Below are 20,453 nucleotides of genomic sequence, written 5' to 3' on the forward strand. Positions count from 1 at the left end.
ACCGGAGCTTTTGTAGAGAATAGCCCGTAGGGGTGCGGCATGGATTCCGCACGTCGGCATAGGGGCAAGGAGCCCCTTCTGTCGACCCTCTGCAAAAGCGAGGAGCGGAGGATGCAAGCGGCGTCCGGGTGTCTTTTCTTTTGGATACTTTTCTTTGGACATGCAAAGAAAAGTATCTCGCCTGTCGGTGCGAGAACCGACATTAAAATAATCCGTCGCGATAGCGACACTATGAAGCTGTTCGGTTAGATTGACGAAATGAAACTAAAGCAGATTGAACAGATTGAAGGCTACCGTTTTACATTGACGTTCGAAAGCGGCGAAGTCATACAGACCGATTTGAAAGATTTGATTAGTTCATTTGTAGCCGAGGATGCCTTGCAGACAGCTCGAATCGACCCGGACTGGGCATGCTTGGAGTTTAATCAGGGTTTTGCTGATATAGAACCCAAAACCTTGTATCGATATGCTTGCGAAGCGAGCCATCATCAACAGGCAGCATAATTTAGTTGCAAGTCTGCCGGAGTTGTTCGGCATTATTTAACCGTCGCGATGCGACATATTGAAAAAGCCTAAAAGCCAAAAGGTCAATAAAAACATGGCATTGTACGTCTATAAATTTGGCGGCACTTCTGTTGGTACGGTCGAACGTATCAAGGCAGTTGCCGAGAAAGTCAAAAAAGCCCACGACGCGGGCGATCAGATTGTGGTAGTGGTCTCGGCGATGAGTGGCGAAACCAACCGTCTCGTGGCGCTGGCGAAAGAAATGCAGCCGCAACCGACCGACCGGGAAATGGACGTATTGTTGTCCACCGGCGAGCAGGTCACCATCGCATTATTATCGATGGCGCTGCATCAACTCGGTTGCGAGGCGCGTTCCTACACCGGCGCCCAGGTTCGCATCCTGACAGACAGTGCTCATACCAAGGCGCGGATTCGCGAAATCGACGAGGCCAATATGCGGGCTGACTTGGATGCCGGCCGGGTGGTCGTGGTGGCGGGATTTCAGGGCGTGGACGAAAACGGCAACATTACCACCTTGGGACGCGGCGGCTCGGATACCACCGGCGTGGCGCTGGCGGCGGCATTGAAGGCAGACGAATGCCACATCTACACCGATGTCGATGGCGTCTATACCACCGACCCGCGCGTGGTGCCCAAGGCCCGCCGCCTGGATAGCATTACTTTTGAGGAAATGCTGGAAATGGCCAGCTTGGGCTCGAAAGTGTTGCAAATTCGCTCGGTCGAGTTTGCCGGCAAATATAATGTCAAGCTGCGCGTACTGTCTTCGTTTGCGGAAGGCAATGGCACTCTTATTACCTACGAGGAATCAGAAATGGAAAAAGCGTTAATTTCGGGCATAGCTTTCAACCGGGACGAGGCGAAGCTGACGTTGACCGGTGTGTCCGATCTGCCCGGCGTGGCGTCGAAAATCCTGGGGCCGATCGCCGCCGAAAATATCGAAGTCGATATGATCGTCCAGAACATTTCCGCCCACGGCACTACCGACTTTACCTTTACCGTTAACCGCAACGATTTTGCCCGAGCCCAAAAAGTGTTGGAAGGCTTGCGGGCCGACTTGGGCGGCAACAGCACGGTGATTGGCGATAACAGTATCGTCAAGATCTCCATCGTAGGCGTCGGCATGCGCTCACATGCCGGTATCGCCAGTACCATGTTCAAGGTGCTGGCCGACGAAGGTATCAACATCCAGATGATTTCCACTTCCGAGATCAAGATTTCGGTAGTGGTGGATGAAAAATATTTGGAGCTGGCGGTGCGTGCCTTGCACAAGGCGTTTGGCTTGGATCAGGAATAGTTCGCCCTGGGATTGCAACGCCGCCGACCTCGGTGATATTGGCGGCGTTAGGTCTCGATGTGTAGAGACTCTAGCGGCTTTCCGATCAAGCTTAGTTTTAGACAATCCTTACTACAAGGCATACAATCCTAGGGATAGATATAAGCTTAGCGCCGACTACTCGGCGTCGTTCCACACGTTGTTATTCTTTAGATAATTATTGAGGAGGCTTTATGTCAGGTACTTGGATTGTAGTAGCGGATAGCAGTAGGGCGCGGTTTTTCTCATGGGTAAGCCGGGTGGAGCCGTTGCTGGAGCTGGAGGGTATGGCGCATAGCGAAGGCAGAATGCGAGACCAGGACGAGGTTAGCGATCGACAGGGCGGAATTGCCGGCGGCCATGGCGAGGGTGGGCATGCCTTCGAAGCGCCGACCGACCTGAAACATCACGAAGCTGAGGTTTTTGCCAAATTGATCGCGGACAAACTGGAACACAGCCGAGTCAATCACGATTACGACAAGTTGATTTTGGTCGCGCCGCCGGCTTTCTTGGGAGCTTTGCGGCATGCGCTGAACGATCATGTTCAGGCCTTGGTCGGCAATTCGCTGGATAAAAATCTGGTTGCGGAAGACGAAGCCTCGATTCGCGAGCATATTTTGTAAATTCACCGCAGCAAACCGTAAAACAACAGTCAAGATTAGACGTTTCTCAAGCAGGCTTCGACAGCTAACTTCCTTTCCGGTTGGGCTGTGTGGGAGAGGACTTTAGCCGTGACCAAAGGCTTATCGTCGCGGCTAAAGTCCCTCCCTCGCCGGCGACATACAATCGTCGAAAACGGGAAGTTATTTTGGCTAAATCCTAAGCATGACGGTTGGCCTTTCCGTAAACCCTTATCACCGGCTGGTTCAAGGATTACAAACTCCGCACGACCACCTATGCCGGTTACATCAACAGTCTGCTTAATCCGCTGGAACGGCGGATGATGCTAAAACCAACCCAGCAAACCTCCAAATCAATTACGCGCGCCGCGAGGTGGCGGATGGCGGCGAAATTTGCCGCACTGGATAATTTGAGACCCAAGGCCGAGTACATATCCTGGAAACCCCGGCGCCGCTGTATAGCTATGAAGTTCGCTGAATCAGGATATGGATTGTTACCAAATGGTTATGCTATTTATTGATATTAGTCTCTAATAATATCGTTTTATATCCGGATTTTATCCCTGTATTCTTCAAACCGTACCTAGCTTTTCGAGGAATCAGGAATGATTAAAAACAAGATAGACGCCATCAAACAAGAGCTGGAACACGTGCTTTATCTCAATCTGGATGAGTTTCGACTCGAGGCCGAGCGGGATGAGGTGCTGAGCCGATTCATCGGCCTGCGTCTGCGTAGCGAGTTTCAGCCGATATTCGACACCGGTAGATCTGAAGGTTTGCTGGGTTATGAAGCCTTATTGCGCCCTTCCACCGGTATCGAGGCCGTTACTCCCGGTTTTGCCTTCAGCGTGGCCGACAGCGAAGGCAAACTGGTCAAGCTGGATCGGGTCGCCAGGACTTTGCATATGCTCAATTATCTGACATTGCCGGAACAACGCGGTTTGCTGTTCCTGAATGTGCACCCTAAATTACTGGTCAGTGTCACTACGCATGGCAAGGTATTCGAACATATCCTGCATCAGCATTCGGTACCTACCCGGCAGGTCGTAATCGAAATCAACGAAAGCCAAGTCGATGCCGACGGAGCCTTGCTGGAGGCGATCGATAATTATCGCGACCGGGGCTATCGGATCGCGCTAGACGATTTTGGCAGTCAACATTCCAATTTGAACAGGCTTTGGAAATTGTCACCCGATTTCGTCAAACTCGATCTGACGATTATCAAGCAAGCTCAACGCGATACCAAACTACGAAGGGCTCTGCCCAAACTTATCGACGTGATTCATGCGCTCGGCGCCCAAACCATTATCGAAGGTATCGAAAACGAAATTCAACTAGACATCGCCCTTGATGCCGGCGCAAAACTGTTGCAAGGCTATTATCTGGGGCGGCCCGCTGCGGCCGGACATTGGGGGCAACAGTCCAAACCGTTTCATGACAATGTGTTGATGCCGGGAGCGCCGCACCATTTCGGTAGTTTCAGCGTGCCGGCACAATGCGGCATGTGATTGATCGCCCTCGCTTTGTTGCTCTCTCCTCCGACGAGACTTTTCCCGCCCGCCGTGGCGGGATTTTTTTGATGACCCACTTTCAATTTCCGTCCATTGCATGAATATAGCCAGCCATGTGGTATCACGATAATTCCCAGTCCATAGGCCGCACGCCGCTGGTTAGGTTGAACCGGATTACCCAAGGCTATCAAGCGAGGGTACTGGTCAAAGTGGAAGGGCGTAATCCATCCTATTCGGTCAAATGCCGGGTGGGCGCCGCGCTGATTCTGGATGCCGAACGGCGGGGGCTAATCCATGCCGGTACGGAATTGGTGGAAGCAACCAGCGGCAATTCCGGGATTGCTCTGGCCGCCATGGCGGCCGCGCGCGGCCTGTCCGTCACCTTGACCATGCCTGATAACATGAGCCTGGAGCGGCAAACCTTGCTGAAAGCATACGGCGCCAAGCTGGTTTTGACCGACGGTTCCCTGGGAATGCGCGGCGCGGTTGTTCAGGCAAACGCAATCGCAGCCGATGATCCGGAACGCTTTTTATTGTTGGAACAGTTCAAGAATCCGGCTAATCCGGCCATTCACCAGCAAACCACCGGACCGGAGATTTGGCGCGATACCGATGGCGAGATTGATGTATTCGTTGCCGGTGTCGGTACCGGCGGCACCCTGACCGGTGTCAGCCGCTATTTGAAACAACAATGCCGGCAAGACGTGTTCAGCGTGGCAGTCGAGCCGGCGGCCAGTCCGGTTTTGAGCCAGCTTCGCGCCGGCTTGCCGCTGATGCCTGGGGCGCACGCTATTCAAGGCATTGGCGCCGGTTTCTTGCCCGATAATCTGGATATGAATCTGGTCGATGCCGTCGAGCAGGTATCCGATGACGAAGCCATCGACTATGCACGCCGCTTGGCCAAGGAAGAAGGTATTCTGGCCGGAATTTCCAGCGGCGCCGCGGTTGCGGCCTCGGTGCGTTTTGCCGCTAATCCCAAGTACGCGGGCAAAACTATCGTTGTGATATTGCCGGATTCAGGCGAAAGGTATTTGAGCTCCCGTTTGTTCCGATGAGCGCAATCTGGCGGCAACAAGCGGCTACAATTTTCGGCGGTCAGCAGGCGTTTTCGCGTATCAATTCAAGCTTACCTTAAAACAAGCGCCAGTCGGCCGGTAGGCGATTTTTGACCATTACCGCCGCGTTTGCCAGCGAGCGTTTGAAGCTAGTTTGAAGAAATTGCACCTGTTCATGGCTCGATAGCTCGGACACAAACGCCAGCGTAATGCCGGGCATGCCTTTGAGCCTGCCGTAAAATTTAAGCAGCCCCTTGCCGGATAAGGACATGGCCCTGCCGGCAATGACTTGTACGCGGGCGTCCCACACGGCCGGCATCCACATTTGATACAAACTGAGTCCAATCTGAAAACTCAAGGATAAGCCCATCAATCCACCGCTCAGCACTAGGAGGTAAGCAAAATCCGGCGTTTCACGGGTTAGATACCAGGCTAGGATGTCGGTCAGCATGCTGATAAACGGTACGCCTATGGTCATGCGTTTTAACCACACCGGTATGTCGCATAGCACGAAAAGTTTTCCGACGAAAAACAGGATGAAGGCGATACCGAACAAATGGATGTGCGAGACTCGAACCAACGAAGGAATCGACGCTCCGCGATCGGCTTCGGTCAGTTTCACTACCTGCTCGTAATGGGTCAATGGTGGCACATTCATGCCGCTGGCGGGCGAGTGGCAGCCCAGGCAGTCGCGTTGCAGAATCGGCGCGACTTGAGTTTGATAGATTGCCTGCCGCGCGCCCGATGCGATCCAATCCAGAATGACTGTTTTGTCCGCGGGCGATTTCAGGTTTCCGGCCATTGGTCCATTTATGGCCGCCGCCAGCCGGGTTTGCTCGGGACTGCCGTGATAGGCGATGGCAATATCGTCGATCGATAATCCGGGTTGGCCATCGCGGCCTTGGTGGGTAAAAAACACCTGCCCCAGTGAAAACAAATAGCCTATCGCGATGCTCAACAAAAACAAGCTGTTGAGTATTCGCTCCGAAACCGATATATCGCTGAAACGTTGACAGTTAGCCATAATCCACCTCGTGCGGATTGGAAGACAATCAAAGTTACGCAATATGCATGCCTTAAGCAATATAGTTATTTATCAATAACATGGCTTGATGATGGGGCCAAAAAACTAGCCTAGATGGTGCGGCTTGCACCGCTGTAGCGCAAAATTAACACTCGTAGCTACATAACAACATTAACGCAAGAACGGTAACAGCACCCCAAATAGTAGAATCAGCAAGGAACCCAATAAGGCATTTCGGCCGGGGATTTGATCGAGCCAGGCAATGCCCCAAGCCAGGCTCAAAACGGGCGCCAGATAACCCACCGCGCTGACCAGCGCGGCCGGTGCGACTTGGTAGGCGCGAGTCATAAAAAATTGCGCGCCGCTGCCGAGCACACCGATCAACAACAATATGCCCCAGGTTTCCGGATTGGTCGGCAGTTGGTAGCCGTGGTAGGTGAAATACAGCAGATGAACCACCAAGGCCACTAGGCAAAAATAAAAAATCACCGATTGCGGCGAATTGCTGCGCCCGGCCCGCGCCACCATCAAATAGGCCAGGGCCGACAGCAAACCCGACAGCAAAGCCATCGCACGCCCCAACAAGTCCACACTATGCCCGTCCGGCTTGAACAGCAATACCACCCCGGCGAACGAGCCGATAATCGCCAGCCACACCAGCCAGGAATTCTTTTGCCCCAACACCAGCGGTCCCAACATCGCGACAAATACCCCGCTACTGGCGGTCAGAAACGCGCTTTCGCCCGGACCGATCCGGATGATCGAGCCAAACGACAGCATCAGGGCAAGGGTGCCGAATAAGCCACGCAACCACAGCGATGGCCGTTTGTCACCAAACAGCGCCGATAACCTTTTGCCGAACAAAATCGGTGTCAGCAAGATCAATAGATTAGCGAGGATTCTGACAAAGCTGATCATGCTGGCCGGCAGGCCGGCATCGAATAATTTGATGGCAAAGACACAGGCATTCATCAGCGAAAACAGCAGACAAGCCAGTAGCATTTGCAGAAGGCCTCGTCGGCTGGGCGATAAGGATCGATAGCTATCGGAAGGTTGGCGAAAACGGATTAAATTCACGGACAAGAAATAAATCAATGGGAGTGGCGGAAATTCCGATGCAGACATTGCCGCCGGTGGAAATCTCAGTTTACCCGCTTTTTGATGCGACTTTGCGGTTTATCAGGCTAAACTGCCGGCTTAGTTATCCGATGTGACTCATGCATATCCAAGACATCCTGTTTCAGGCCGGCAAGGCCATTAAAACCCAGCCGCTTAGGGCGGTGCTGATCGTGTTGGCGATGAGCATAGGCGTGGCGTCGGTCAATGTATTGACCGCACTGGGCGATAGCGCCCGCAATTACGTAATCAACGAATTCGAGTCGCTCGGCACCCATCTGGTTATCGTACTTCCCGGACGCACCGAAACTACCGGCGGTCATCCGCCGATTTTCGGCGAAACCCCGCGCGATTTGACCCTGGGCGATGCCGAGGCCTTACTGAAAAGTAGGAATATCGCCGCCATCGCGCCGGTCAGCATCGGTTCGGCGCCGGTGTCGTTTGCCGGTTTGGAGCGTGAGAGTAATATCATGGGCTCCAATCATGCCTTGCTTCGGGTGCGGCATTTAACCATCGAACAAGGCCAGTTTCTGCCTATCATCGATAGCGACCAGGAGGTACCGGTGTGCGTGATCGGCCAGACCATACGCGAGGAACTGTTTCCGCGCCAACAGGCGGTCGGCCAATGGCTGCGCATCAACGACAGACGCTTTCGCGTGATCGGCGTGTTGGCCAAGGAGGGCCAGTCCATCGGCGTCGGTTTCGACGAAATCGTCATCGTGCCGGTGGCGTCGGCCCTGGCCCTGTTCGACAGCCACTCCCTGTTTCGTATCCTGATCGAAGCGCACTCCCAAGCCGCCATGTATAAAGTGGTCGACGAAGTCCGCGATATCATCAAACCGCGGCACGAGGGCGAGGACGATGTCACCGTGATTACCCAGGACAGCGTGGTCAATACTTTCGATAAAATTCTCGGTGCCTTGACCTTGACCGTGGCGGGGATTGCCGCCGTCAGTCTGGCGGTAGCCGGTGTGTTGGTGATGAATGTGATGCTGGTCAGCGTGACGCAACGCACCGCCGAAATTGGCTTGCTGAAAGCCCTGGGCGCTACCCAAGGTCAGATACACCGCCTGTTTTTAGCGGAAGCGGCGCTGCTTTCGTTGGCCGGCGCGCTGTGCGGCAGCCTGATCGGCCGGGTGGGGATCTGGTTTTTGCAGTGGCTGTATCCCAATTTTCCGTTGAGTCTGCCGGCCTGGGCCTGGCTATCCGCGTTGGCGGTAGCCTTGGCTACCGGTCTGATTTTCGGCGTACTGCCGGCGCGCAAAGCCGCCAAGCTGGACCCGATTTCGGCGCTAGGTAGGCGATAAGCTGATGAACTGGATGGATTTAATCAAACTGGCCTTGCGCAGCATCGGCAGCCATAAACAACGTTCGTTGCTAACGGCGCTAGGCCTGATCATCGGCATAGCCGCCGTGGTGATATTGACCTCCATCGGTCGCGGCATCCATCGCTTCGTGCTGTCCGAATTTACCCAGTTCGGTACGCATTTGATTGCCGTTACCCCCGGAAAAACCACCACCTTCGGTTTGTCCGGCGCCACCATCAGCACCGTGCGGCCGTTATCCACCGCCGATGCCGCTAGTTTGCAACAGCTGGAACAAATCATTGCGGCCATGCCCGTGGTGCAAGGCAACGCCCGCATAGAAGCCGGAAAAAAACAACGCCGCGCCAACGTAATCGGCGTCAGCGCGGTATTGCCGCAAGTATGGCAGTTAAATGTCGGCATGGGCCGCTTCCTGCCCGACGACAGCCTGGAAAATCCGCGCGCCTTTGCGATACTGGGCAGCAAAATGCATGCGGAGTTGTTCGGTAGCGCCAGTCCGCTGGGTCAGCGTATCCGAATAGGCAGCGACCGTTTTCGTGTCATCGGCGTGATGCGGGCTAAGGGCCAAATGCTGGGCTTCGATTTGGATGACACGGTTTATATTCCCAGCGGCAAGGCCATGGAAATGTTCGACCGCCAGAGTCTGATGGAAATCGACGTGCTATACGACAGCGAAGCCAGCAGCCAAAGCGTCGAGCAAAATATCAAACGCCACCTGATTGCCCGCCACGGTTCCGAAGACTTTACCATCGTCACTCAGAATCAGATGTTGGAAAAAATGGACTCGGTGTTGAGCATCTTGACCATGGCGGTAGCGGCGTTGGGCAGCATTTCGCTGTTGGTGGGCTCGGTCGGTATTTTGACCATCATGACTATCGCCGTGTCGGAGCGGGTCACCGAAATTGGATTACTGCGCGCGATCGGCGCCGAACGTAGGGTGATTTTCAGGTTGTTTTTGGGCGAAGCCTTGTTGCTCAGCCTGAGCGGTGGTGCCGGCGGGGTGTTATTAGGCGTGACCTTGGTGCAGCTGACCGCCACCTTCATTCCGGCGTTACCGGTGCAACTGGCCTGGAGCTATATTGCCGCCGCATTTTTGATCTCGTTGATGATAGGCGTCATTGCCGGGGTGGCGCCCGCGATCAAGGCCGCCCGCTTGAATCCGCTGGAAGCGTTGCGGGCGGAATGATCCGGGGGGCGCGGAGTCGACATTCCATGTAGGGTCGAATTTATTCGACTTTTGGGTCAACCGTGCGAATGAATTCGCCACATAGCATTTCAATGGGCGAATGAATTCGCCACATAGCATTTCAATGGGCGAATGAATTCGCCCCTACAATAATTGTTCTCCAAATCCTCAATGGCTTTTGAAATCGCCATGATGCCGGACAAACCATTGATAGGTGGTCTTCAGGCCTTGTTCCAAGCCGATAGTCGGTTGCCAGCCCAAGGAGCGTAATTTGGCGTTATCCATCAGTTTGCGCGGCGTACCGTCGGGTTTAGTGCTATCCCAAACGATATCGCCTTCAAAACCCACTACCGCCTGAATCGTTTCGGCTAATTGGCGAATCGTCACATCCTCGCCGGTGCCGACATTCAAATGCGACAGCATCGGTTCGGTCGCCGCTTGATAAGCCGGCTTGGGAAGCCCGAGCACATGCAGGCAGGCCGCGGCCATGTCGTCCACATGTAAAAACTCGCGCATGGCCTTACCCGTACCCCATAAGGTAACCGTCGGGGCGCCCGACATTTTGGCATCATGAAATTTGCGGATCATGGCCGGAATGACATGGCTGTTTTCCAGATGAAAATTATCGTTCTCGCCATACAAGTTGGTCGGCATCACCGAGCGGTAATCAGTGTCGTATTGGCGGTTATAGGACTCGCACAATTTAATGCCGGCGATTTTGGCAATCGCATAGGGTTCGTTAGTCGACTCTAAAATGCCGGTCAATAACGCCGATTCCCGCATCGGCTGCTCGGCAAATTTCGGATAAATGCAGGAACTACCAAGAAATAATAATTCCCGGCAACCCGCCGCCCAGGCCTGGTGAATGATATTGGCTTCCATCATCAGATTTTGATAGATGAATTCGGCCGGGTACTGGTTGTTGGCGTGTATCCCGCCCACCTTGGCCGCCGCCAAAATCACTTGATCCGGCTTCTGGGTTTGCATGAATTCGCGCACAGCGGATTGATCGGTCAAATCCAGTTCGTCGTGCGTGCGCACGACAATATTATCGTGGCCCGCCGCCTGCAATTGCCGCAAAACGGCCGCTCCAACCATACCTCGATGGCCGGCCAGATAGATTTTCTTGTCCGCCATGAGCTTATTCCTTACTGACGGCTACGTTGTAACCTTGATTTTGCAACAGCGCATGTTTTTGTGCCTGCTCCAAGTCGTAAGCCACCATTTCGCCGACCATTTCCTTCAGGGTGATTTGCGGAACCCAGCCCAGTTTTTCCTTGGCCTTGGTGGGGTCGCCCAACAAGGTTTCCACTTCGGCCGGACGGAAATAACGCGGATCGATCGCAACGATTTGCTGGCCGACGCTGGCATGCGGTGCTTTATCGCCGCTGATGCCGGCAATGTAACCTTTTTCATCGACACCGCTACCTTCCCAGCGCAGCGTGATGCCCAATTCCTGGGCCGACATTTCGATAAATTGCCGCACCGAATATTGCACGCCGGTGGCAATCACAAAATCCTCGGGTTGCTCTTGTTGCAACATCATCCATTGCATCCGCACATAATCCTTGGCATGGCCCCAATCGCGCAGCGAATCCATATTGCCCATATATAAGCATTGCTCCAGACCCATGGCGATATTGCTCAAGCCTCGGGTAATCTTACGCGTGACGAAGGTCTCGCCACGGCGCGGCGACTCGTGATTGAACAAGATGCCGTTACAGGCATACATGCCGTATGCCTCGCGGTAATTCACGGTGATCCAGTAGGCATAGAGTTTAGCTACCGCATACGGCGAGCGCGGATAAAACGGAGTGGTTTCCTTTTGCGGAATTTCCTGCACCAGACCGTATAATTCGGAGGTCGAGGCCTGATAAAACCGTGTGGATTTTTCCATCCCCAAAAAGCGCATGGCTTCCAGTAACCGCAGGGTACCGATGGCATCCACGTCGGCGGTATATTCCGGAGATTCAAATGATACGGCTACATGGCTCATGGCGCCCAAGTTATAGACCTCGGTCGGATTGGTTTCCTTCAGTATCCGCGTCAGGTTGGAGCTGTCGGTCAAATCACCATAATGCAAATAAAACTTGGGGTCCTTGACATGCGGGTCTTGATAAATATGATCGACCCGTTCGGTGTTAAACAACGATGCCCGGCGTTTGATGCCATGTACTTCATAACCCTTTTCCAACAAGAACTCGGCGAGATACGAGCCATCCTGACCGGTAATCCCTGTTATCAAAGCCACCCGCTTTTCCATATCAACTCCATACACTTCGATTAAAAAAACTGATTTTACACGCGAGGTAACACACCTGCCAGCCTAAAAAAGTCGCACGGGCAATTGTAACCATGTCATGTTACGTCATAACGTAAATTGTTTGGATGGATAGAGGCTGCTCGGTAGGGTTGAAGTGATTCAGCGGGTGTTAAGGAAATTTGCAGCAATCGATGTACCCAACGCAAGCAATTTGCCGTTGACTGAGCGGAGTCGAAGTCAACCGTTCGCTTCGGCTACTTCGGCTTCGCTCAGCGAACGACACATATTTAACATTGGCAATGGGTACAAACTTTCTTAAAAAATCACCCTAAATCGGCAACTTTGCCCAAGCAAACAGTTTACAAAGGAGAGTATGGTAAAAGCCCCTCTCCCGCGAGGAGGGGCTTGTTCGACAACCTCCAAAGGACAAGTCAACAATAACCAACCCCTCAAATCAGCAACTCTTGCTATACTGGAACGCAAAAAATGCTGCCCGCCAGGCCGGCATTGACACACAACCCTAACATACGCAACGGATACTGCACCTATGCCCGGCTTGAATCAGCTAAAACGTCACCTCGTTTACCATGTTCACAGCCTAACCTTCGTCCAATTGACATGGGTGGCCCATGCATGACCAAAGTTTTAAAAACTTAATTCTGGATTACCCTCTGGAGGCTTTGGCGTTCTTCGCACCTGTAGAAGCCACCGAAGATATGGCTCAAGCCCGTATCATTCCGATACGCCAGGAACAACTCAAGGAGCGATTGGGTGATCGATTCCGGGAGCTTGTGTTCCTTTATTGGTAGAGTGGCCGAACGGCGAGCGTGAAGCCTTATTGTTTGTGATCGAAGAAGAAACCGAGAGTAGCCGTTTCTCCATCCATCGCCTAGCGCATTATTGTCTGGATATCGCCGACTTGATGAAAACCAACCGCGTGGTGCCGGTTGTGATTTTTCTTAACACTGGTAAGCGACAAAGTAGCCTAAAATTAGGCGGTGAAAGGCACACGTACTTGGACTTTAATTTTCTTATTTGTGACCTAAAACAACTGTCAGCGGACGAATACATAGACAGCAGCAACATTGTTGCCCGTCTCAATTTGCCCAACATGAATTACCCCAGAAATCAGCGACTGCAAATCTACCTGGCGGCACAATTGGGCTTGGTGCGTAACGAAACAGACCCGAATAAAATCCGCAAATACAGTGACTTCATCGATTATTATGCCGACCTGACCCAGCAAGAAGTCATAGAATATCAACTACATTACCAAACGAAAGAAGGTGACATCATGGGCATGGTAAAAATCTGGACAGACCAAGGTATACAGCAAGGCATACAACAAGGCATACAACAAGGTATGCAACAAGGTATGCAACAAGGTATGCAACAAGGTATGCAACAAGGTATGCAACAAGGCGAACAAATTGGAGTGAAAAAAGAATGTATTGCCTTGCTCAGTCGCCAACTCCGACGTAAATTCGGCCTAAAACCAGAGCTGGAGCAAGCATTGCAACACCTGCCGGCTATGCCGTTGGAAACATTGGAAGACTTGGCCGATGCGCTGCTGGATTTTACGAGTATCCAAGACTTGGAAAGTTGGTTGGGTTTGTAGAGAGGGCTGCATGTTGTTTAGGAATGCGTGAGAAACAAGTGCAGCAACGGTAGTCCATTGTCGATTTTTAAGGGCTCTGGTCACTTTCCTCAGCAATGAAATGATACACACAAACTTAACACCTGCAACGGATAATGCACCCATGAAAACCGACAGCCTGTTTTACCGCTTATTTCAACAATGGCCCCAACTGGCCCTAGAACTGCTTGATCTGCCTTACAGTGGCGACAGTTACCAATTTGTTTCCGAAGAAATCAAGCAAACCGGCTTTAGAATTGACGGCCTATTCAAACCGAGAGCCAACAACCCGGATCAGCCACTGATCTTCGCCGAAGTACAATACCAGGCCGACAGCGACTTTTATGGCCGTTTCATCAGCGAAAAAACCCTATACCTATACCGGCAAAAGCCTGGACGCATTGGCGGGCAATGGTCATCTACCCCATGCGTTATACCGAAAAACCGCCGAGTATCGAATTTGCGCCCTTTATGCAACTGCCTTGTATACAGCGCATCTACCTGGAAGACTACCGGCAACTCCAATCGGACAATCCGGCTCAATCCTTGTTGGGCCTGATCGCCTGCCAAGAAGAACAAGCTGTCGAATTTGCCCAAAAACTGCTAAAACAACGTACCATAGACGACCTTGATATCCTCAACTTCGTTGAAACCGTACTCGTCTACAAACTGCCGCACCTGACGCGGGAGGAGATTAGAACCATGCTTGGCTTAGACACCGAACTCAAACAAACCCGTTTTTATCAGGAAATTGCCGAAGAAGAACGGCAGGAAGAGTGCATTAAAATGTTGGCCCGATTTTTACGTCGAAAATTTGGTTTACTGCCCGAACTGGACGCTGCATTGCAAAAGCTATCCGGCATTCCGCTAGACGCGCTGGAAAATCTGGCCGACGAGTTACAGGATTTTGAAACCCTGGAAGAACTGCAAAACTGGATTGCAGCGCAAACCAAGCGTGCAAATAGACAAGCTTAAAAGAGGAAATATTGGTCATGGACTTCTTAGGCGTCGAACTGAAACAAACCCTGTTTTATCAGGAAATTGCCGACGAAGAGCAGCGGGAAGGCATCAAAGAAGAAAGTATGACGCTACTAACTCGCCTGCTCCGCCGAAAATTCGGCCTGCAGCCAGCACTGGAAACCGCCCTGGAACAACTGCCAAGCATGGAAACAGCCACGCTGGAAGGCTTGGCTGATGCCCTGCTGGGTTTTACCGACATAAGCGATTTACAAGGCTGGCTAGGCAAACGCTAAAACCAAGCCCAACCCTAACACCCGCAACGGAAAATGCACACATGGCTAAATCAGATCGGCCGAAACATATTTTCATAAATCGCTATTTTTACCCGGATCATTCCGCTACCAGCCAAATGCTGACCGACTTGGCCTTCGGATTGGCGAAAAATAGCTCAAACGAATCAATTCATATTGTTACCAGTCGCCAGCGCTATGATGATGCCTCGGCCAGACTGCCGGCATATGAAGTTATCCGGAACGTCCACATCCATAGAGTCGCTACTACTCGTTTCGGTAGACAAAATTTGCTGGGCCGAGCTTTCGACTATTTGAGCTTTTATCTGTCGTCCTTTGTCACGTTAATTAAACTGACAAAATCCGGCGATACACTGATAGCCAAAACCGATCCGCCTATGATTTCCGTCATCGCTGCGCTAGTGGCCAAACTGAAAAATGCGCATTTGGTTAACTGGCTGCAAGACCTATTTCCGGAAGTCGCCGCCGAACTGGGCGTAAAACTTGCGAGCGGCCTGCCCTATAAACTACTGAAGGCCATCAGAAACAAAACCCTGCACCAAGCCAAAATGAATGTTGCTATTGGAGAACTGATGGCCGAGCGCCTGAGACGAGAAGGCATACCCAACGACAAAATTACAGTGATTCATAACTGGGCCGACGAAGAGCAATTGCATCCAGTTCCACATGGGCAAAATCCATTGCGCACTGAATGGGGGTTGCAAGGAAAATTCGTGGTCGGCTATTCCGGCAACCTGGGGCGCAGCCATGACTTCGCCACCATTTTGGAGGCGGCGGAAGCCTTGAAAGAGCGGGACGACATCGTCTTTTTACTGATCGGCGGCGGTGCGCAACTGCCGCAAGTGCAACAGGAGTGCCTGGAAAAAGGCCTGAAAAACGTCATATTCAAACCCTACCAACCCCGAGAAAAACTTTCGGAAAGCTTGTCAGTAGCCGATGTGCATTTGATCAGTTTAAAGCCGGAACTGGAAAGTCTGATTGTGCCTAGCAAATTTTATGGGATTCTAGCAGTGGGGCGACCGGTGATATTTATTGGGGCGCAAGACGGTGAGTTGGCAAAAATAATATATAACAACGAATGTGGAAAAGTAATAAAACAACAAGACACTGAACAAATGGTAACCGACATAATTTATTTTTTTCAGCATTCGCAACAAAACGAAAATATTAGGGAAGTGTTCGAATCTTTGTTTTCAAAGAAAAATGCTATTGCGGAGTTTGGAAATAGATTGAAATAAAATCCCATAGATTTTTTCAAAAAACCATCAAAGAATATTTGAATGTCAAGCGTACACCATATTATTAAATCAATGGCAAGTGGCTACATTGTCGTAGCAGTGCAAGCAGTTATTGGCATAATAATGGTTCCTTATTTAATTTCAGAAAGAAATCTAGGCTTGGAAAAATATGGCACCCTGATGCTAATTCAATCATCAGTAGCTATACTAACAGTTCTGTTGGATGGTTTGCGATTAGAATCCGCGAGGCTGATTGGAAAATCAATAATAACAAAGGTTTTTGCATTAGACGAAATAAATATAATAGCTTTGGTGTTATCGTTTCTATTAGGCTGTGTATACTTGCTTATCCTAACAAATATTACTCCAGGATATAGTAATTTATACATTACTAATGAAATAATCAATACCTCTATTGTTTTGGTTGCTGCATTTATAATAGAACAGATTTATTACGCAATAGACTCGCATTTTCATGCGACCCAAAAATCACTGATTTCAAACGCACTAAGCATTGCCGACACTGTTACAAGGGCATTGTTTATATTTTTAATGTTTGAATATATAAATGCGGATATAGCGCACTATGCACAGGCCATATTCCTCTGCCTAGGCATCAAATACCTGGCTGCAAGAGCTATATTGAGACAGCAGAATTACAATCAAGACAAAATGTCTACAAAAAGCATAATTCGGGTTGTGAGGGGCTTTAAGAGTGCGCCGACTCAGACTTTACAAGGATTGTCACCTTATATGATATTTCGCGGAGCGGTTATTCTCTCGGGGCTGCGGTTGGGTACTGAACAGGCTGCGGTAGTAGCAATATTCATACAGACACTGAGAAACTATTTCAATCAGGCGGTCTTCTCCGGACTTCGCCCTTTTATATTACCGTTTTTATCCGCGACACAAAATGACGAGGTACAACGGAAGGGAATCAATAAATTCTTTATAATTTACCAGTTAATCGTCCTTACAATTGGCGGTGTCGCGGCAGTTACCGCAGAGTTTTGGTTCCCTCTTTGGTTGGGGCATGATTTGGGTAAATACTATTACCTGACATGGATAGTTTTGATTGGGTATTCTGTAGAAGTAGCTCTTCTATTCCACTATTATGATCTTATCGCCGCAGGTAAAAGTCTGGGACTGGCTTATTTAACATTTTGCGGGGCTCTATTGGCACTATTAATCATGTATTTCACGCCGCCGATGTATATGAATATAGAAAATTATTTGTGGATTGTAACGGGCTATATTTTATATTGGTCAGTACTCGTGGTATCCATTAAAACAATAAAAGGGAAAGCATGAAGGCATCTATTGTAATATTAAACTGGAAAGGCAAGGTCGAAGACTGTGCTGAGGCGGTAGAGTCCGCTATAGCCCAGAGTTACGAAGATAAGGAGATAATATTTGTAGATAATGGTTCTAACGATGACGCTTTAACTTTATTGAAAAGCCAATATCCAAAAATAAATTATATTGGCTTGCCAGATAATTTAGGTGTAACCGGAGGCAGAAATAAAGGAGCAGAAGCTTGTGAAGGCGATGTTATCTTTTTTCTTGAAAATGACGGTGCATGGGCCACAAAGAATGTGGTTGAAGATGCCGTTAAACTATTCGAAAGGTATAAGCACTTAGGGGTGTTGTATACAGCGGTTGAAGGTTATGAATCCGGAATAAAAGACCGGACTGTTGATTTATATGCGGACACAAATGATGAGATTTTAATCTCTTCGTCTTTTAGGGGCGGTGCAGCGGTAATAAGAAAAAGTTTGTTTGAACAAATTGGTGGCTACCCGGATGATTATTTCAGGCAGTGTGAAGAAAAGTACTTTTCCATGTTTGTTTACGACTTGGGATACTATATTGGGTATGCGCCTTTATTAATAATGCGCCATAAAGGATCGGATTACCAAGGTAAGTCTAATGTCGTTAACTGGTACAACTGCATAAACGACCTCAAAAATTTAATAAGACATTATCCAGGATCAACTAAGTATGGTCTGATTTTAGCTAAAGTACTTTTATGGACGGGTAGATTTGTAAGAAGTGGAAAAATCAGAGAACTTATAAAAGTTTATACAGCTGTTTTGTTTGAAATCTGGAATAATTCGAAACACAAAAAAGTAAAAAAGCAAACAGTAAGTTTTATCGAAGCATTAGGTTGTAATGCTATGGAAATAAGGCCATTCAGTGAATACTTAACTCATTCAATTGACAATTCGCATTATCCATCGCCATTTTTATCTAAATTGACTCATTCACTCCATCAAAAATCACATTCGAGGGGCCGCGCATGAATCGCATTCATATTTTAGTGATATTCTTTTTTTTATTTAGCTTCAGTAATGCCCATTCGGCTGAAAAATTAATATACGATGGCACACTCTATATTAAAAAACCAGATTTAGAAAAATGTGGATTTTTATCAACCTATACTGTGTATGAGCATTTCGTATTTGACATAAAAGATGCAAAAAAACGTTCTAAAGAACAATTGCCAAACATTGATTTGATTAGAGAGCAGATTCAGGCTTCTAAGAATAATGAACTTATTATATTGGACATCGAAAGCTGGCCGGTGACTTTTTACAGAAGACACAAGAGCGTGATTGATATCAGCAAACATAATTATCTGACCACTCTACAACACTTTAGGGAAGAGGGGCCAAATAAAAAATTTGGCTATTTTGGTGTAGTGCCCACCCATAGCCCCAAGGCATTAGTCAGCAACGATGGCGAACCGCAGTATGAAGAAATGCAGGAAGACAACGACAATCTAAACGAGTTGGCAAATGAGGTTGATGTGATATTTCCAATTGGCTATACATTTTCAAGAAATGTTGAAGATTGGAAAAAGGCCGTGGCAACCCAAATTAACGAAGCGCGGCGTTTAGCGCCGCAAAAAAAAGTAATTGTCTATTTATGGCCACAATATGCCGATTATGGATTGATAGACAAAAGCTTAAAATTAAAATGGATAGAAGCCAGCTTTTGGCGAACTCAAATTGAGTTTAGTCTTGCAAATGCAGATGGAATTATTGTCTGGGGCGGGTGGAATGGAAAAAAAATGCCATGGAACAGAAATGCCAGTTGGTGGAAAATACTGAAAGAATACCTACCAAACGCAACCTATGTAAAATACTCTGGCAATTGTTAAATGGCATTTTTATTAATCATTTCGCTGGGATTATCAAGTTTTTTTTCCCCCGCATGGCTAACAACAAGGCCTGAATACTTCATCGTTCTGACTGGCCTCATAATTTATCTCACAAAAATACTTAAGACCGTTGGCATATTTAAAACAGAATTACTTTTACTAACAACCCTTACTGTTGGTGCCGGGATATCACTAATTGGACAAACTTTATCTGGAACAGTACTAGTTAATCAAGACTTAATGATTCTATGGCGTTATTTGTATTACATGGCTTTAATAGTATTTGGCGGAATAATAGCAACCAAAATCAAGCCGGGTTTTCTATTAAGGCTTTTTATTTTTCTGCTTGCAACAGCTATTATATCGGTTAGTTTTGCTCAATATTACAATATCCTGGGAATCAATAAAATAATTGTCCCTTTATATACATCCTCAGGGGCTGCAGAGTCGCTATTACATGACGAATTTTGGCGAAGAGTTACTGGTACTTATGGTAATCCAAATTACTGGGGATTTGCCATGGGTATAATATCTGCAACAAGCTTTTATTTTATTTATTTCAAAAAAAAAATAATCGGAGTACCTTACTTATTGCTCTCAATAATATCAGTTATATTTACTGGTTCGCGTGCAGCTCTAATATCAACAATTGTCAGTATTTTTTTTTCAACTATCTTTATATTACACCAGGAACGAAAGCTAAAAAATATTTTTCTTTTTATGGTTGCTGCTTCAGTTTCTGTCGGCCTACTATACTTCATATTTACTAACTTTATTCAATACGAAAACAAAGGCAGATTTGACTCTACCAATGTAGCAACCTTGGATTCTAGGATTGAATACTGGCTGCAGATTCTTGAAAGCATTCAAAAAAGCACAGTTAATATCTTAATTGGCTACGGTTCATCAAAAGGTGTGTCAATCCAATACGGCGACAATATGTATATAAGAATGCTTAGAGATTATGGGGTAATTGGATTGTCTACCTATATAGCTTTCTTGTTTGTTCTTATAAAAAATATCATCTTTCTTTCTTATAAAAAAATTACAGAAGCAAGGCTGCTTTTGTATTATATTGTAATATTTCTTGTATTTGACTTAACCGCTGATTGTTGGTTTGAAGTTAGAATTATTTGTTTGCTTTTAACATTCTACTCTTACATGAAAATTAGAAATATTGACGTAATACACCCTTTCAACTAAATATA

The 20,453-nt window shown here is 48.7% G+C and carries 20 protein-coding genes and 1 pseudogene; 17 read left to right on the plus strand and 4 right to left on the minus strand.

Translation table 11 applies throughout. From position 1 onward, the window contains the following. Positions 1–258: 258 nt before the first annotated feature. The 5 genes from IVG45_RS18030 to cysK all read left to right on the plus strand — a co-directional run bounded on the left by IVG45_RS18030 (position 259) and on the right by cysK (position 5,023). Positions 259–504 carry a DUF2442 domain-containing protein gene (locus IVG45_RS18030; RefSeq protein WP_196435167.1) on the plus strand — a complete coding sequence of 82 codons (246 nt, stop codon included), beginning with the start codon at positions 259–261 and terminating at the stop codon, positions 502–504. A gap of 94 nt (positions 505–598) precedes the next feature. After that, complete coding sequence (locus tag IVG45_RS18035; protein ID WP_196435168.1) at positions 599–1,819, plus strand: aspartate kinase; 1,221 nt, start codon at positions 599–601, stop codon at positions 1,817–1,819. Between the two features lie 212 nt (positions 1,820–2,031). Then, positions 2,032–2,460, plus strand: a complete 429-nt coding sequence (locus tag IVG45_RS18040) for a host attachment protein (RefSeq protein WP_196435169.1) — start codon at positions 2,032–2,034, stop codon at positions 2,458–2,460. Between the two features lie 602 nt (positions 2,461–3,062). Next, positions 3,063–3,965, plus strand: coding sequence for an EAL domain-containing protein (locus IVG45_RS18045; protein WP_196435170.1), 903 nt, complete (start codon positions 3,063–3,065; stop codon positions 3,963–3,965). Positions 3,966–4,081: 116 nt separating this feature from the next. Further along, on the plus strand, positions 4,082–5,023 hold the full coding sequence (gene cysK, locus IVG45_RS18050; protein ID WP_196435171.1) for a cysteine synthase A: 942 nt from the start codon (positions 4,082–4,084) through the stop codon (positions 5,021–5,023). Positions 5,024–5,099: 76 nt separating this feature from the next. Here the strand turns inward: cysK and IVG45_RS18055 are convergent, their stop codons facing one another. Both IVG45_RS18055 and IVG45_RS18060 read right to left on the minus strand, forming a co-directional pair. Further along, the gene (locus tag IVG45_RS18055) at positions 5,100–6,047 is read right to left on the minus strand and encodes a hypothetical protein (protein WP_196435172.1); all 948 of its coding nucleotides are present in this window, start codon (positions 6,045–6,047) and stop codon (positions 5,100–5,102) included. Between the two features lie 171 nt (positions 6,048–6,218). After that, positions 6,219–7,049, minus strand: coding sequence for a DMT family transporter (locus IVG45_RS18060; RefSeq protein ID WP_196435173.1), 831 nt, complete (start codon positions 7,047–7,049; stop codon positions 6,219–6,221). Between the two features lie 215 nt (positions 7,050–7,264). On the opposite strand from IVG45_RS18060, the gene IVG45_RS18065 reads away from it, so the two are divergent. Together IVG45_RS18065 and IVG45_RS18070 are read left to right on the plus strand one after the other, a co-directional pair. Continuing rightward, positions 7,265–8,470, plus strand: coding sequence for an ABC transporter permease (locus IVG45_RS18065; protein ID WP_196435174.1), 1,206 nt, complete (start codon positions 7,265–7,267; stop codon positions 8,468–8,470). 4 nt (positions 8,471–8,474) lie between these two features. Continuing rightward, positions 8,475–9,674 (plus strand): ABC transporter permease, encoded by a 1,200-nt coding sequence (locus IVG45_RS18070; RefSeq protein ID WP_196435175.1) that lies wholly within the window; start codon positions 8,475–8,477, stop codon positions 9,672–9,674. A gap of 168 nt (positions 9,675–9,842) precedes the next feature. On the opposite strand, the gene fcl is transcribed toward IVG45_RS18070, so the two are convergent. Next, complete coding sequence (fcl, locus tag IVG45_RS18075; RefSeq protein ID WP_196435176.1) at positions 9,843–10,811, minus strand: GDP-L-fucose synthase; 969 nt, start codon at positions 10,809–10,811, stop codon at positions 9,843–9,845. 4 nt (positions 10,812–10,815) lie between these two features. Then, positions 10,816–11,937: a GDP-mannose 4,6-dehydratase gene (gene gmd, locus IVG45_RS18080; protein ID WP_196435177.1), complete on the minus strand. Its 1,122-nt coding sequence runs from the start codon at positions 11,935–11,937 to the stop codon at positions 10,816–10,818. A gap of 629 nt (positions 11,938–12,566) precedes the next feature. On the opposite strand from gmd, the gene IVG45_RS22725 reads away from it, so the two are divergent. From IVG45_RS22725 to IVG45_RS18120, 10 genes and pseudogenes are all read left to right on the plus strand, one after another. Next, positions 12,567–12,746: a hypothetical protein gene (locus tag IVG45_RS22725; RefSeq protein ID WP_230874639.1), complete on the plus strand. Its 180-nt coding sequence runs from the start codon at positions 12,567–12,569 to the stop codon at positions 12,744–12,746. Then, positions 12,740–13,555, plus strand: a complete 816-nt coding sequence (locus IVG45_RS18085) for a DUF4351 domain-containing protein (RefSeq protein ID WP_230874640.1) — start codon at positions 12,740–12,742, stop codon at positions 13,553–13,555. The genes IVG45_RS22725 and IVG45_RS18085 overlap by 7 nt, the downstream gene beginning before the upstream one ends. 142 nt (positions 13,556–13,697) lie before the next feature. Further along, a pseudogene (locus IVG45_RS22730) lies at positions 13,698–14,221 on the plus strand (DUF2887 domain-containing protein); the annotation flags it as partial. 138 nt (positions 14,222–14,359) lie between these two features. Further along, positions 14,360–14,548 carry a DUF4351 domain-containing protein gene (locus IVG45_RS22735; RefSeq protein WP_230874859.1) on the plus strand — a complete coding sequence of 63 codons (189 nt, stop codon included), beginning with the start codon at positions 14,360–14,362 and terminating at the stop codon, positions 14,546–14,548. Between the two features lie 17 nt (positions 14,549–14,565). After that, positions 14,566–14,826, plus strand: coding sequence for a DUF4351 domain-containing protein (locus IVG45_RS18095; RefSeq protein WP_196435179.1), 261 nt, complete (start codon positions 14,566–14,568; stop codon positions 14,824–14,826). Between the two features lie 41 nt (positions 14,827–14,867). Beyond that, positions 14,868–16,082 (plus strand): glycosyltransferase family 4 protein, encoded by a 1,215-nt coding sequence (locus IVG45_RS18100; RefSeq protein WP_196435180.1) that lies wholly within the window; start codon positions 14,868–14,870, stop codon positions 16,080–16,082. 42 nt (positions 16,083–16,124) lie between these two features. After that, positions 16,125–17,393, plus strand: coding sequence for a lipopolysaccharide biosynthesis protein (locus IVG45_RS18105; RefSeq protein WP_196435181.1), 1,269 nt, complete (start codon positions 16,125–16,127; stop codon positions 17,391–17,393). Beyond that, positions 17,390–18,385, plus strand: coding sequence for a glycosyltransferase family 2 protein (locus IVG45_RS18110; protein ID WP_196435182.1), 996 nt, complete (start codon positions 17,390–17,392; stop codon positions 18,383–18,385). Before IVG45_RS18105 ends, IVG45_RS18110 begins: the two co-directional genes overlap by 4 nt. After that, positions 18,382–19,245, plus strand: a complete 864-nt coding sequence (locus tag IVG45_RS18115; RefSeq protein WP_196435183.1) for a hypothetical protein — start codon at positions 18,382–18,384, stop codon at positions 19,243–19,245. The genes IVG45_RS18110 and IVG45_RS18115 overlap by 4 nt, the downstream gene beginning before the upstream one ends. Next, positions 19,246–20,448, plus strand: coding sequence for an O-antigen ligase family protein (locus IVG45_RS18120; protein ID WP_196435184.1), 1,203 nt, complete (start codon positions 19,246–19,248; stop codon positions 20,446–20,448). It abuts the gene before it with no gap. Positions 20,449–20,453 lie beyond the last annotated feature (5 nt).

It is taken from the genome of Methylomonas sp. LL1 (assembly GCF_015711015.1).
Classification (GTDB): domain Bacteria; phylum Pseudomonadota; class Gammaproteobacteria; order Methylococcales; family Methylomonadaceae; genus Methylomonas.

Coding starts and splice junctions, on each gene's coding strand:
- IVG45_RS18035 (WP_196435168.1), top strand. CDS start 599: ATGGCATTGTACGTCTATAAATTTGGCGGCACTTCTGTTGGTACGGTC.
- IVG45_RS22735 (WP_230874859.1), top strand. CDS start 14,360: ATGTTGGCCCGATTTTTACGTCGAAAATTTGGTTTACTGCCCGAACTG.
- IVG45_RS18110 (WP_196435182.1), top strand. CDS start 17,390: ATGAAGGCATCTATTGTAATATTAAACTGGAAAGGCAAGGTCGAAGAC.
- IVG45_RS18065 (WP_196435174.1), top strand. CDS start 7,265: ATGCATATCCAAGACATCCTGTTTCAGGCCGGCAAGGCCATTAAAACC.
- IVG45_RS18030 (WP_196435167.1), top strand. CDS start 259: ATGAAACTAAAGCAGATTGAACAGATTGAAGGCTACCGTTTTACATTG.
- IVG45_RS18095 (WP_196435179.1), top strand. CDS start 14,566: ATGGACTTCTTAGGCGTCGAACTGAAACAAACCCTGTTTTATCAGGAA.
- IVG45_RS18045 (WP_196435170.1), top strand. CDS start 3,063: ATGATTAAAAACAAGATAGACGCCATCAAACAAGAGCTGGAACACGTG.
- IVG45_RS18120 (WP_196435184.1), top strand. CDS start 19,246: ATGGCATTTTTATTAATCATTTCGCTGGGATTATCAAGTTTTTTTTCC.
- gmd (WP_196435177.1), bottom strand. CDS start 11,937: ATGGAAAAGCGGGTGGCTTTGATAACAGGGATTACCGGTCAGGATGGC.
- IVG45_RS18060 (WP_196435173.1), bottom strand. CDS start 7,049: ATGCTACTGGCTTGTCTGCTGTTTTCGCTGATGAATGCCTGTGTCTTT.
- IVG45_RS18100 (WP_196435180.1), top strand. CDS start 14,868: ATGGCTAAATCAGATCGGCCGAAACATATTTTCATAAATCGCTATTTT.
- fcl (WP_196435176.1), bottom strand. CDS start 10,811: ATGGCGGACAAGAAAATCTATCTGGCCGGCCATCGAGGTATGGTTGGA.
- IVG45_RS18070 (WP_196435175.1), top strand. CDS start 8,475: ATGAACTGGATGGATTTAATCAAACTGGCCTTGCGCAGCATCGGCAGC.
- IVG45_RS18040 (WP_196435169.1), top strand. CDS start 2,032: ATGTCAGGTACTTGGATTGTAGTAGCGGATAGCAGTAGGGCGCGGTTT.
- cysK (WP_196435171.1), top strand. CDS start 4,082: ATGTGGTATCACGATAATTCCCAGTCCATAGGCCGCACGCCGCTGGTT.
- IVG45_RS18105 (WP_196435181.1), top strand. CDS start 16,125: ATGTCAAGCGTACACCATATTATTAAATCAATGGCAAGTGGCTACATT.
- IVG45_RS18115 (WP_196435183.1), top strand. CDS start 18,382: ATGAATCGCATTCATATTTTAGTGATATTCTTTTTTTTATTTAGCTTC.
- IVG45_RS18055 (WP_196435172.1), bottom strand. CDS start 6,047: ATGGCTAACTGTCAACGTTTCAGCGATATATCGGTTTCGGAGCGAATA.
- IVG45_RS22725 (WP_230874639.1), top strand. CDS start 12,567: ATGCATGACCAAAGTTTTAAAAACTTAATTCTGGATTACCCTCTGGAG.